General features: G+C 40.4%; 10 protein-coding genes and 1 pseudogene (1 of these 11 only partly in view). 6 read left to right on the top strand and 5 right to left on the bottom strand.

The features are described 5' to 3' along the window. The 5 genes and pseudogenes from gyrA to dnaA all read right to left on the bottom strand — a co-directional run. Positions 1–1,889: the 5' portion of a DNA gyrase subunit A gene (gyrA, locus tag HMPREF9124_RS00470; RefSeq protein ID WP_009429716.1), read on the bottom strand. 658 nt of this gene lie to the left of the window's left edge; the window shows 1,889 of its 2,547 coding nt (coding positions 1–1,889); the start codon lies at positions 1,887–1,889; its stop codon lies off the left edge, out of view. 10 nt (positions 1,890–1,899) lie between these two features. Then, the gene (gene gyrB / locus HMPREF9124_RS00465; RefSeq protein WP_009428133.1) at positions 1,900–3,858 is read right to left on the bottom strand and encodes a DNA topoisomerase (ATP-hydrolyzing) subunit B; all 1,959 of its coding nucleotides are present in this window, start codon (positions 3,856–3,858) and stop codon (positions 1,900–1,902) included. A gap of 10 nt (positions 3,859–3,868) precedes the next feature. After that, a pseudogene (recF, locus tag HMPREF9124_RS12775) lies at positions 3,869–4,948 on the bottom strand (DNA replication/repair protein RecF). Continuing rightward, positions 4,945–6,069: a DNA polymerase III subunit beta gene (dnaN, locus tag HMPREF9124_RS00455; RefSeq protein ID WP_009429988.1), complete on the bottom strand. Its 1,125-nt coding sequence runs from the start codon at positions 6,067–6,069 to the stop codon at positions 4,945–4,947. The pseudogene recF and the gene dnaN overlap by 4 nt, the downstream one beginning before the upstream one ends. A 139-nt stretch (positions 6,070–6,208) precedes the next feature. After that, a complete protein-coding gene (gene dnaA / locus HMPREF9124_RS00450; RefSeq protein WP_009428486.1) occupies positions 6,209–7,567 on the bottom strand; it encodes a chromosomal replication initiator protein DnaA in 1,359 nt (452 codons plus the stop codon). A gap of 460 nt (positions 7,568–8,027) precedes the next feature. On the opposite strand from dnaA, the gene rpmH reads away from it, so the two are divergent. The 6 genes from rpmH (at position 8,028) to mnmE (ending at position 12,939) form a co-directional block, all read left to right on the top strand. Next, positions 8,028–8,171, top strand: coding sequence for a 50S ribosomal protein L34 (gene rpmH, locus HMPREF9124_RS00445; protein ID WP_009427798.1), 144 nt, complete (start codon positions 8,028–8,030; stop codon positions 8,169–8,171). A 67-nt stretch (positions 8,172–8,238) separates the two neighbouring features. Next, on the top strand, positions 8,239–8,580 hold the full coding sequence (gene rnpA, locus HMPREF9124_RS00440) for a ribonuclease P protein component (RefSeq protein WP_009427902.1): 342 nt from the start codon (positions 8,239–8,241) through the stop codon (positions 8,578–8,580). 138 nt (positions 8,581–8,718) lie between these two features. Then, on the top strand, positions 8,719–8,931 hold the full coding sequence (yidD, locus tag HMPREF9124_RS00435; RefSeq protein WP_081465295.1) for a membrane protein insertion efficiency factor YidD: 213 nt from the start codon (positions 8,719–8,721) through the stop codon (positions 8,929–8,931). A gap of 18 nt (positions 8,932–8,949) precedes the next feature. Continuing rightward, complete coding sequence (locus HMPREF9124_RS00430; RefSeq protein WP_009429488.1) at positions 8,950–10,266, top strand: YidC/Oxa1 family membrane protein insertase; 1,317 nt, start codon at positions 8,950–8,952, stop codon at positions 10,264–10,266. Positions 10,267–10,284: 18 nt separating this feature from the next. Then, on the top strand, positions 10,285–11,322 hold the full coding sequence (gene jag / locus HMPREF9124_RS00425) for an RNA-binding cell elongation regulator Jag/EloR (protein ID WP_009428992.1): 1,038 nt from the start codon (positions 10,285–10,287) through the stop codon (positions 11,320–11,322). 249 nt (positions 11,323–11,571) lie between these two features. Next, the gene (gene mnmE, locus HMPREF9124_RS00420) at positions 11,572–12,939 is read left to right on the top strand and encodes a tRNA uridine-5-carboxymethylaminomethyl(34) synthesis GTPase MnmE (RefSeq protein ID WP_009428593.1); all 1,368 of its coding nucleotides are present in this window, start codon (positions 11,572–11,574) and stop codon (positions 12,937–12,939) included. Positions 12,940–13,043: the final 104 nt, after the last annotated feature.

The following is a 13,043-nucleotide window of genomic DNA, read 5'->3' as shown; positions in this document are numbered from 1 at the left end:
AGTTCCGTTTTCTTAATAATTCCCTTCTTCGTTGTGAGAATGAGGTATTTTTCCTCGTTGGTATCTCTTAAGCAAAGCGTCGCCGTAACTTTTTCATTTTCCTGTAAGGAGAGGAGGTTTACCAGTGCCGTTCCTCTTGCCGTTCTGCTTGCCTCCGGAATCTCATATCCCTTAATACGGAAGATTCTTCCTTGGTTTGTAAAGAACATGACATAGTGGTGGTTCGTCGTCATAAAGAGGTCTTCGATATAGTCATTCTCTATTGTCTGCATCCCCTTTATACCTTTTCCACCTCTGTTTTGCTGGTGGAAATGCTCCGGTGACATCCTCTTAATATATCCGAGACTGGTAGATGTAATCACCACATCATCGTCCGAGATAAAGTCTTCCGCCTGGAAATCTTTATCAAAACTAAACTGTGTCTTTCGATCATCACCATACTTCTCTGCAATGGCATCCAGCTCTTCCTGAATTACGGAAAGCAGCTTGTTTTCATTTCCTAAAATCTCTTTATAGTAAGCAATCTTTGCCAGAAGATCGTTGTACTCATTCTCCAGTCTTTCTCTTTCCAAACCGGTAAGAGCACGGAGACGCATATCCACAATCGCCTGCGCCTGTACATCGGAGAAGCTGAAACGACTGATTAAATTCTGCTTCGCTTCATCCACATTTTTTGCGGCACGAATCATGGCAACAATTTCATCGATATGATCAAGCGCCTTTAACAGTCCCTCTAAAATATGCGCTCTATCTTCGCACTTTTGGAGGTCGTACTCTGTTCTTCTTCGTACAACATTGACCTGGTGTCCTAGGAACTCCTCCAATATCTGCAGTAAATTGAGAATCTTCGGTTCTCCGTTCACAATACAGAGCATGATGACACCGAAAGTATCCTGCAGCTGCGTATGCTTATAGAGCTGGTTTAAGATGACCTGCGGATTTGCATCCTTTCGAAGCTCAATGTTGATCTTGGCATTGGAATTCTTTCCCGCGGCATCATGGATATAGGTAATGCCGTCGATTTTCTTATCTTTAACAAGGTCTGCGATTTTTTCAATGACACGGGAGCGGTAAACAAGGTAAGGAAGCTCTTTTACAATGATTCTGTGCTTTCCGTTTGGCATGGTCTCAATTTCGCAAACGGCGCGCATCTTCACCTTTCCTCTTCCGGTACGGTATGCCTCTTCCACATCTCTTTTTCCGAGAATCGTGGCTCCTGTCGGAAAATCCGGTCCCTTAACAATGGGGAGAAGCTCATCAATTTCCGTCTTTCTTCCCGCAATGCGATTCTCAATGATTTTATCTACACCGGCAATCACTTCTCTTAGATTATGAGGTGGAATATTGGTGGACATGCCTACTGCAATTCCGGTTGCTCCGTTTACGAGAAGATTCGGAAAACGCGCAGGAAGCACGGTCGGCTCATCATATTCGTTGGAGAAGTTCGGCATAAAGTCAACCGTATTCTTATTAATGCCCGACAACATTTCCGCTGCCATCTTGGACATCTTTGCCTCGGTATAACGCATTGCGGCGGGACTGTCTCCATCTTCCGAACCGAAATTTCCCTGCTTATCGATTAAAACATAGCGCATGGACCAGGGCTGTCCCATATATACTAAGGATCCATAAATAGAAGAGTCTCCGTGCGGGTGATATTTACCCATGGTCTCTCCTACGATGGTTGCACATTTCTTGGTTTTCTTATCCGGCGTTACTCCAAGGCTTTGCAGAGCATAGAGCACTCTTCTTTGTACCGGTTTCAGACCGTCTCTCACATCCGGAATCGCTCTGGATACGATAACGCTCATGGCATAATCGATGTAGGAATTTTCCATCGTCTTTTTCAGATCAACTTCCTGCACCTTATCGAAAATATTCGGCTCCAAAATCTACCTCCTATACATCCAGATTCTTTACATAGCGGGCGTTTTTCTCAATGAACTCTCTTCTGGGTTCTACCTGATCTCCCATCAAAGTAGTAAAGGTAATATCGAGCTCCGCCTTGTCGTCTTCTTCCATGTTAACACGAAGAAGGGTTCTGGTTTCCGGATCCATGGTGGTCTCCGCAAGCTCTTCCGTATCCATTTCTCCCAAACCTTTGAATCGGGATACATCGGCACCTTCCGCACCGATTTCCTTCAATATATTCTGATACTCCTCATCAGAATAAGCATAGTAATGCTTTTTATTCTTGGTGATATTAAAGAGAGGCGGCTGTGCCAAGTAGACATGGCCCTCTTTAATAAGATCCGGCATAAAATTATAAATAAAGGTTAGCATTAAGGTGGAAATATGTGCTCCGTCCACATCGGCATCGGTCATAATGATAATCTTATGATAACGAAGCTTCGATAAATCAAAGTCTTCATTGATTCCCGTTCCGAAGGCGGTAATCATACCCTTGATCTCTTCATTGGCATAAATCCGATCGAGTCTTGCTTTCTGCACATTCAGGACTTTTCCACGAAGGGGAAGTACCGCCTGTGTTTCCGGATTTCTTCCTTCCTTTGCAGGTCCCAGTGCGGAGTCTCCCTCAACGATAAAGATTTCACAGCGCTCAGCATCCTTACTGCTGCAATCGGCAAGCTTTCCGGGAAGTCCCACACCGTCCAGTGCCGACTTTCGTCTTGTTAAATCTCTTGCCTTTCTTGCCGCGGCTCTCGCTCTTTGCGCCATAATGGATTTTTCACACATGACTCTGGCCACAGCCGGGTTTTGCTCCAGGAAGTAAGTCAACTGCTCCGAAACAATACCCTGTACGGCAACCTGCGCTTCGGAAGTGCCCAGTTTCTGCTTCGTTTGTCCTTCGAACTGCGGATCTTCAATTTTTACGGAAATGATACAGGTTAAGCCCTCACGAATATCCTCTCCGGAAAGATTCGGCTCACTGTCCTTTAAAAGCTTATTCTGTCTTGCATAATCATTAAAGGTCTTGGTTAAGGCATTTTTAAAACCGGTGAGATGGGTTCCACCTTCCGGAGTATTGATGTTGTTTACGAAGGTATAAATATTTTCCGTATAGGAATCATTATGCTGCATCGCTACTTCGACAAGAATCTGCTCCTTTTCCCCTTCACAATAAATAACATCCGGGTAAAGCGCTTCTTTTCCCTTGTTTAAGTAAGTAACAAACTCCTTGATTCCTCCCTCATAGTGGAAGGTCATTTCTCTTATCTCTTCTTCTCTTTCATCTATAAGCTTGATACGGAGATTTTTGGTGAGGAAGGCTGTTTCTCTTAAACGCACCTTTAAGGTATCAAAATCATAAATGCTCTCTTCAAAGATTTCGGCATCCGGTAGAAAATGGACCTTGGTTCCATGCTCTTCTTCCGTACAAGTTCCGATACACTCAATTTCTTTTATTACCTTTCCTTTGGAGAAGGACATCGTATAGATTTTTCCGTCTTTACAAACCGTAACATCCAGAAAACTGGACAATGCATTCACAACACTGGCTCCCACACCGTGCAGTCCGCCGGAAACCTTATAGCCGGATCCGCCGAACTTTCCGCCGGCATGGAGTACAGTAAATACAACTTCAAGTGCCGACTTTCCGGCTTTCTTCTGGATATCTACCGGAATTCCTCTACCGTCATCCTCTACGGTAATGGAATTGTCCTTATGAATGGTTACGGTAATATTGTCGCAAAAACCGGCCAGAGCCTCATCTACGGAATTATCCACTATCTCATAAACAAGGTGATGCAGGCCGCGAACAGAAGTACTACCGATATACATTCCGGGACGTTTTCTTACCGCTTCCAAACCCTCCAGTATCTGAATCTGATCCGCACCGTATTCCTTCGATGCGTGAAACTGTTCATTCAGATCCTGATCTTCTCTCTCTATTGCCATGAACCCTCCTCTATGGACATTCAATCTTTCCACCTTCCACATAGTAAAGCTTATCTATGGGAAAACGATTTTCTATTAAATCTTCTAATCCGGTACAAGTGATGATGCTTTGTACGTCGGAAATTTCATCCAGTAAAAAATTCTGCCTTTTTTTATCGAGTTCCGAAAAGACATCATCCAGAAGTAAAATGGGATAATCCTCTATCTTTTCCTTTACGAGTTCAATCTCTGCAAGCTTCAGGGAAAGAGCAGCTGTTCTTTTCTGCCCTTGTGAGCCGAATTTTCGAATGTCCTCTCCGTTGATTTGAAAAAGAAGATCATCTCTATGCGGTCCTACCAAACTGATTTTTTGTTTTTTTCCGTTTCCCTTGCTCTTAAAACAGATTCCAAAAACGCTTCTTCTTTTACATTTTCTTCATAACTAAGAATCAGTTCTTCCCTTCCTCCGCTGATATTTTTATGAATTCGTATCAGCTTTTCCTGCAAACTTTCTATAAATTCTCTTCGTAAACGGATAAGGGCCTGACCATATTTTACAAGCTCTTCATCCCAAACGGAAAGACTGTCTTCGAGCTGCGGTTTAAAAGAAATATCTTTTAACAGCTTATTTCTCTGTAATAAAACTCTATTATACCTCGTTAAGTTGTATAAATAAATTTTATTTAATTGACAAAGTTCCAAATCAATAAATCTTCTTCTTTCCCTCGGACCATCCTTAATCAGACTTAAATCCTCCGGAGAAAAAATAACCACATTGGCTAAACCAAAAAGGTCGGAAGCTTTTCTTACCGGAAAACCGTTAATGGCAATTCCCTTTGTCTTATTCTTTTTTACATGAATATCAATACGATTCTTTATTCCTTTTTTTGAAGAATCATCTTAATATGGGCTTCTTCCTCCGAAAAACGAATCACATCTCTATCCTTACAAAAACGAAAAGACTTGGAACTGGCCGCAAAAAAATTGCCTCCAGTAAATTGGTTTTTCCCTGCGCATTGTCTCCATAAAAAATATTATTTTTATTTCCCAAAGACAATTTCAGACTTTCATAATTTCTGTAATTTTGTAACTCTATGGACTCAATTATCATTCTACTTGATCCGCATTAAAGTTAACCGGTAAAATCATATAGATATAATTTTCTTCCTTATCCCTGATAAATACCGGAGAACGGGGAATGGTAAAATAGAGGGAAACCTCTTCCTCTTCTATATTCTGTAAAGCATCCATCAGGAAGTTCGGATTAAAACCGATAAGAAGATCCTTTCCTTCTTGCTTAACCGGAATCTCGGCATCCATTCTTCCCAAGTCGGAAATAATCTTTAAAGATAAGCTGTCATCGGCAATCTTTAAGATAAGAGGCTGCTTATCATTATCTCTTGCCATGATTCTTGCTCTATCTATATCTTCCAAAAGCTGTTTCCTGTTAACCATAATTTTCGTTTCATAATCTGTGGAAAGCATTTGTTTTACATGGAAATATTCACCGTCCACAAGCTGTGTCACTACTGTTGTATTTTCATAATGGAAAAGCAGATACTGTCCGGAAAAATACATTTCCACCATATCTTCCAGACCGCCGGTCATAATCTTGGATAAGTCGGATAAAACTTCTTTCGGAACAATGGCACTTTGTTCGCTATAGGAATCCTTCAAAAAGGTTTTTCGAATGGATATACGATGTCCGTCCAAAGAAGTAATGGAGAAAAGATTGTCTTTTATTTCAAAATATTCTCCGGCCATCTTCTTATTATTCTCTCCATTAGCGGTAGAGAAAATCGTCTGGTTAATCATATTTCTTAAACTGAATTGGGAGACCGTAATCGCTTCCTGTTTTTCAACAGAAGGTAAGGAAGGAAATTCCTCCGCATTTCTTCCCATAATTTTAAAAACCGACTTTTCACAACGGATGATACAATTTCCGTTTTCTTCCGTTTCAATACAAAGATTATTTCCTTCTGTCTGCGGAAGGCGTTTTACAATCTCCGTAAAAAGCTTTGCTTCCAAGGCAATCTTTCCTGCTTCTTCGATAACACCGGGACAGATGGTCTCTATACCGAATTCGGATTTATTTCCTGTAAGACTGATTTGTCCTTCTGTCGCATCAATTAAAATGCATTCCATAATACTCATGGTTGTTTTAGACGCTACCGCACGTCCAACGATTTGTATAGCTGAAACAAGATCATTTTTTTGAAAAAATAATTTCATGCGTTTCCTTTCTTTCTTTTTCTTTTTACCTAGTATTATTAGTAGGCTTTGTGTAAATGTGAAATTGCCGTTTTCCTTTGATTTTAAAAGGCATTTGGCATAAAAATCTTTGTTGATAGTCCCGGGATACTATGGGGATTTATCGAGCAATTTTTTTTCGTAAATTCTCTATTGTGGATTGCAATTGTTCGTTTGTGCGTAAATCTGTGGATATTCTGTCACAGCCGTGAATAACGGTAGAATGATCTCTTCCTCCCAGTAATTCACCAACGGTAACCAATGGAACATCCGTCATTTCTCTGCAGAGATACATGGCTATTTGTCTGGGATAAGCAATATTTTTCTTCTTTGTGGGAGAAGCTAATTCTAAGCGATTCAGGTTATAGTGTTCCGCTACGATTTCTATAATGACATCGGCTGTAATTTCCCGTCTTTCACTTGGTGTAATATGATCCTTTAAGAGATCTTCCGCCAGAGTTAGTGTAATAGGCTGTTTTACCAAACGTGACTTGGCGACTACCTTAGTAAGTGCTCCTTCCAGTTCTCTTACATTGGACTTGATATTATCCGCAATATACTTGATGACTTCATTGTCAATGTTATAGCCTTCCAATTCTTCCTTCTTTCGGAGAATGGCCATTCGAGTCTCCACATCCGGCATTTGGATGTCTACGATAAGTCCGACTTCAAATCGGGAACGAAGTCTCTCCTCTAAATTATCAATGTCTTTAGGAGGTTTGTCGGAAGCAATGATGATCTGCTTTCGATTATCATAAAGTGCATTGAAAGTATGGAAAAATTCTTCCTGTGTTCCTTCTTTACCAATTAAAAACTGGATATCATCGATGAGAAGAACGTCCAGTTCCCTGTATTTCTTCCGAAATTCGGCGGGAGATATATTATTTTTATTTCGAATACTGTCTACAAATTCATTGATAAAGGTCTCCGAGGTAACATAGCGAATCTTGGCATTTCGATTTTGTTGCAAAATGAAATGGGCAACGGACTGCATAAGGTGTGTTTTTCCAAGTCCTGCACCTCCATAAATATAGAGAGGATTGTATTGTTCACCCGGAAGCTCCGCAACTGCCACGCAGGCAGCATGGGCCAGATCATTGGAAGAACCTACCACAAATGAATCAAAGGTATAGCGGGAATTTAAGTTTGCGTTTTTTAAGGCATCCGAAAAACTCAGTTCTTCTTTTTTGTCTTCTTTATACAAGGAATCCAAGCCGCTTTCGTCAATAAAAAGAATTTCTTTATTGATTTCCGTAACATCGAGGATAGCTATACGAAGAGTCTGCTTGAATCTTTTATTGATAATGTCTAAAAATTGCTTTTTATCTACTAAAACAATAAGCCTGTCCTCGAGGATATCGTAAGGCTTTAAGGGGGCAATCCAAAGGTCGTAGGCAACGTCGGCAATCGTCTCAATTTCCCTGACCATATTCAATATTTCATTCCATTTATTTTTTATGATTTCTAATTCTTTTGTCATACTCCACCCTTTAAGCAATTCGTAAACAGATAGAAGATAAAGCCTATATATTTTACAGCATGGGGTGTTCTTTATCAAGTTGTAAGAATTACACAGTCTTTGTGGATGAAATCAAAATGTTTAATTGTTGAAAAATTTTTATCCACAAATAAACATGCATTTTTTCTGGAATTTTTTAAAATAAATAGTCTTAAAGAATAGTTTATCCACGATATTTTATTAGAATGTGGATAATTAACATAATTGTGGATAAGTGGATAAAAATGTGGATAAAACTGAAATTCATTTTATCTCTCTTTTTTGATGAAACTTTCTATTGACGGGTTCAGTGGCTTTCATTATAATAACTTGCGATGTTTACCCAAAATTAGGAGTTTATTCGGGACCTTCGTAAGGACGAATAATTCCCGGAGAAACGATCGGTGGCCTGAGCCATACACTAAAAAAAGGGGGTGTCCGTATGCATAAGGGAAAAATGACTTTCCAGCCGAAGACCAGACAAAGAGCCAAGGTGCATGGATTTAGAAAAAGAATGTCCACGGCAAATGGTAGAAAGGTTTTGTCTGCCAGAAGAGCTAAGGGTAGAGCAAAATTATCTGCATAAAGTATTGTAGAATAAAGATTTTAAGGCCGCTTTATAAGCGGTCTTTCTTCAACCATGGAGTTATTTTATGAAGCGATTTCCATCTATAAAATCCAATGCAGATTTTCAACGGGGATATAAAAGAGGAAGATCCTTTGCAAATGCATGCTTTGTCATGTATGTAGCCGAGAATTCTTTAGATTACAGTCGTTTGGGAGTCTCATGTTCAAAAAAAGTGGGAAATTCCGTCGTAAGACATGGTATTGCGAGAAAGCTTCGTGAAATATTTCGATTACACAAAGAAATTGAGTTGGGTAAAGACATCATCCTCGTGGTAAGACAAAGTGCGAAAGACAAGTCTTACTTTGATTTTGAAAAAGCATATCTGGAATTATGTAGCAGGCATCATATTATAGGCAGGGAAGAATAAAAGCAGAAAACTTTTACTCTTTTAGTATGGAAAGCCGTTTTTAAAATTTTGACTTTTTGTTTATTTATTTTTTAAACACTATATAAATAGGAAGAAAGTCAGTTTTAAACTATGATTATCCTAGAAATGGAGAGAATTATGAAGAAAATTTTTTTGGGAATGATTCGTTTCTATCAAAAATTTTTATCTCCTTTAAAGGGACACGGTTCTTGTAAATACACACCTACTTGCTCTCAATACGCCTATGAGGCAATACAAAAACATGGTTGTGTGAAAGGTTTATGGTTAGCGGTATGGCGGGTTCTTCGATGTAATCCGTTTGCTAAAGGCGGATATGATCCTGTTCCCTAAAGATGGAGGGAGAAAAATTTGAATTATCTAATTTTGTTAACGAAAAATACGTGGAATTTTCCGGTTTTTGGGCCGGTCTGGAATTTTATCGTTAGTTTTCTCGGTATGGTGATGAATGTCATTTACAGCTTTTTAGAGCAAGTGGGCATTCCAAACATCGGTTTAGCAATTATTTTATTTACCTTAGTAACAAGAATTCTATTATTTCCAACTTCCTTAAAGCAGCAAAAATCCTCTAGGATGATGCAAATTATGCAACCGGAGATCAAGGCGGTTCAGGAAAAATATAAGAATATGTCTGACCAGGCATCTATGATGGCACAGCAGGCGGAAATGCGGGCTATTTATGAAAAATACGGCACCTCTATGACAGCAGGTTGTCTTCCTTTGGTTCTGCAAATGCCCATCATCTTTGCTCTTTATCGTATCATTATGAATATCCCGGCTTATGTACCGGCTGTGAAGGTGGTATACGAGTCCGTGTCCTCCGCTATCGGTGGAGCGGATGCCGCACAGGCCTTGGTGACATTCGGAGAAAATAACGGGCTGAAGTCGATTTTAAAGACTTTACACAACTTAGGTTTGGACGACCCGCAAAAATATGACAGCACGGCAGTACATAACTTTGTAATTGACTTTTTATATAAATTAAATCCTGCGCAGTGGGCAAAGCTTCCGGAAGTGTTTCCCAAGGCAAGTTCGGTAATCGAAACAGCTGCCGCAAAATCTGCGGAAATCAACAGCTTTTTGGGATTAAACTTGGCAACAGCACCCTCTGCTTATGGATTTAAGCCAAATATTTATTGGTTAATTCCTATTTTAGCGGGTCTTACACAGTGGGCTTCCACCGTGCTTATGCAGAAGCAGAGCATGCCGCAGACGGCAGAAGGTGACCAATCTGCACAGATGATGAAGAGCATGAATGTCATGATGCCTCTGATGTCCGTATGGTTTTGCTTTTCTTTTGCTTCCGGTATCGGCTTGTACTGGATTGCTTCTTCCTTGTTTATGTTACTTCAGCAGCTCATTTTGAACTGGTACTTCGGAAAGAAGACAAATGAGCAGCTTTTACAGGAAGCTATGGCAAAGGCTAATGAAAAGAGAGCTAAAAGAGGATTACCTCCTATTGATGAAAAAGCAATAGAAAATCGTTTAAAATCCATGCAGGCTAAAGAAGATTCCGAAGAAAAAAATCGTTTGGATCGTATTGCGAAACAAAGTCAGAAAACGAAGGATTCTACAGAATATTACAATAAAAATGCGAAAGAAGGATCTTTGGCCAGCAAGGCGAATATGGTACAGCTGTACAATGAAAAACATGAGAAAAAGTCATAAAGCTTAGGGGGACAAGCTATGGATAAAATCAGAGTATCCGCAAAGACTATGGAAGAAGCCATTACCAAGGCGACCATCCAGTTACAGACCACATCCGATCGTATTTCCTATACTGTGCTTGTGCAGGGAAGCAAGGGAATTCTGGGAATCGGTGCAAAGCCGTGGATTATTGAAGCCTTTGCAAAGGAAGAAGCGGAAATCGCTTTAGAAGAAAAGAAAGAGACAGCTTCTTCTGCAGAAAAAAAGCAAGTAGAGCCGAAAAAAGAAGAAAAGGCGGAAGAAAAAACCGAAAACCGAGAAAACGTCCAAGGTAAAAAAGAAGAGAAGAAGGAAGTTCTTCCCAAAGATAAGAAAGCTACCAAGAAGACGACGGAAGCTTATAAGGGATTCAGTCGTGGCGGTTATGATCCGATTCCTGCTCCGAGAGAGGAAAAGAGGGAAAGAAGAGAAAATAAAGCTTTCTCCGATACAAAGTCTACGGAAGAAGCAGTAGAAAAGAAGGAATTTCATGCTTTGACGGTGGAGGAAATTGCAGAAAACAAGGAAAAGGCAAAGCAGTTCTTGAATTCCATTTTAACAGGGATGGACATGCAGGTGGAATTGGAAATGGATTTCCACGAAGAAAATAATGAGCTGTATATCAATATCGTAGGTCCGGATATGGGAATCCTTATCGGTAAAAGAGGACAGACTCTGGATTCTTTGCAGTATCTTTGTTCTTTGGTTTTAAATAAGGAACACAAAGAAGACTATCTTCGTGTAAAACTGGATACCGAAGATTACAGAAAGAGAAGAGAGCAGACGCTTAGAAGTCTTGCTAAGAACATTGCTTACAAGGTAAAGAAGACGAAAAAGTCCGTGAACCTTGAACCGATGAATCCATATGAGAGAAGAATCATTCATGCTTCTTTACAAAATGATTCTCAGGTATCTACAAGATCCGAGGGAGATGATCCTTTCCGTCATGTTGTGATTTTCTTTAAGAATGGCGGAAAATTCCGTCAGGATAGAAGATTTAAAAATAAATATCCGAAAGAGAATCGAGCTGAAAAGTAAAATTTGTGTTATCTCGTTTGCTTTAGTAGTTTAAAAGAATCGAAAAATAAAGAAATCCGGATTTTTCAACAGAACAAGAGGTCTCAGGCTTCGCCTTAGCCACTTGTTAAGAATAAAAACCCCTTTTTGAAAGGATAAGCTGTGTATCGCAGAATTATTCTTTTAAAAAGGGGTTTTTAGATTCTCTTTTTATGCAGATTGCAAAGCGGAAAGAATATGAGTAAAATAAAAAGCTTAGGAGGTGAATCTGTGGATACAATCAGTGCCTTAGCTACCGCGCTAGTGGAAAGCGGAATCGGCATCATCCGTTTAAGCGGAGAGGATGCCCTATCCATTGCAGAAAAAATATTGAGAACCAAGAGTGGAAAGCCTTTGGATATTCGAGAAAGTCATCGCATTCGCTATGGCTTTGTTTATGATGAAGAGGAAGCAGTGGATGAGGTTTTGGTATCTACATTTTTAGCACCCAAGTCCTATACGGGGGAAGATGTGGTGGAAATCAATTGCCATGGGGGCGTGCTTCTCATGCAAAAGATTTTTACCTTAACACTGAAACATGGGGCAAGAGCCGCAGAGCCGGGAGAATTTACAAAGAGAGCCTTTTTAAACGGAAGAATTGATTTATCGCAGGCGGAGGCAGTGGCAGACCTGATTGCGTCGAAAACCGAGGCGGGCATTCAAAGTTCCTTAGCTCTGGTACAGGGTGCTCTGGGAGAAAAAATCAAGGAATGCAGGAGTCTTATCTTAGAGGATACGGCCTTTATTGAAGCGGCACTCGATGACCCGGAACACATTTCCCTGGACGGCTTTTCAGAAAAATGTGCTCAGCACACGGAGTATATATTGCAAGAAATAGAGAAACTCCTCCGCTTTCGTGAGGAAGGAAGAATGCTTACGGAAGGCATTCATACCGCAATTGTCGGAAAGCCCAATGCCGGAAAATCCTCTCTCTTAAACGCTCTTGTCGGTGCGGAAAAGGCGATTGTAACAGATATACCGGGCACAACGAGAGACATGGTAGAAGAAAATATCCGTCTGGACGGTCTTTCCCTGCACCTTATGGATACTGCAGGCATTCGAAATACGGAAGATATCGTGGAGGGAATCGGAGTTGAAAAGGCGAAGAAATCCATAGAACACGCAGACTTGATTCTTTTTGTGGTGGATGCTTTAAAGGAATTTGAAAAAGAGGACGAGGAAATCCTTTCTCTTGTACAAGGGAAAAAGACCATCGTTTTACTGAATAAGACGGACCGGGAAACGGTCTTAACGAAAAAAGAGCTGGAAGAAAAAACAGACCTTCCCGTCATCGAGATTTCCGCTAAACAGTGGACGGGAATAAAGGAGCTTGGAGAAAAAATCCGGGAACTCTTCTTCTCCGGTTCGCTCTCCTTTTCTTCAGAGCTGTTTGTTCATAGTGAAAGACAGAGAGTGGATCTGGAAGAAGCGAAGAGGGCACTCCTTGAAGTGAAAAACGGTCTTAGCTTATCCCTTTCCGAGGACTTCTTAAGTATTGATTTGATGGGTGCCTATATCGCACTGGGCAGAATTTTGGGAGAAGAAGTTTCCGAGGACCTCGTGAACGAGATTTTTGCAAAGTTTTGTATGGGAAAATAACTTGCGAATGCGTTTTTTGCAAAATGAGATACCATACGCTTTGCGCACGATACATGTTAAGAATTAAGATTTTTAGAATCAGTAAACTTCCTCTAAAAATCTGT

The sequence above is a fragment of the Oribacterium sp. oral taxon 108 str. F0425 genome (assembly GCF_000214455.1).
GTDB lineage: Bacteria > Bacillota > Clostridia > Lachnospirales > Lachnospiraceae > Oribacterium > Oribacterium asaccharolyticum.
The sequence above is the reverse complement of the archived record's forward strand: the minus strand, read 5'-3'. Positions and strand labels throughout refer to the sequence as shown.

Excerpts from the sequence above, each read along its gene's own strand:
- gyrB (WP_009428133.1), bottom strand. The coding sequence starts at position 3,858 with ATGGCAATAGAGAGAGAAGATCAGGATCTGAATGAACAGTTTCACGCA.
- dnaN (WP_009429988.1), bottom strand. The coding sequence starts at position 6,069 with ATGAAATTATTTTTTCAAAAAAATGATCTTGTTTCAGCTATACAAATC.
- dnaA (WP_009428486.1), bottom strand. The coding sequence starts at position 7,567 with ATGACAAAAGAATTAGAAATCATAAAAAATAAATGGAATGAAATATTG.
- rpmH (WP_009427798.1), top strand. The coding sequence starts at position 8,028 with ATGCATAAGGGAAAAATGACTTTCCAGCCGAAGACCAGACAAAGAGCC.
- rnpA (WP_009427902.1), top strand. The coding sequence starts at position 8,239 with ATGAAGCGATTTCCATCTATAAAATCCAATGCAGATTTTCAACGGGGA.
- yidD (WP_081465295.1), top strand. The coding sequence starts at position 8,719 with ATGAAGAAAATTTTTTTGGGAATGATTCGTTTCTATCAAAAATTTTTA.
- jag (WP_009428992.1), top strand. The coding sequence starts at position 10,285 with ATGGATAAAATCAGAGTATCCGCAAAGACTATGGAAGAAGCCATTACC.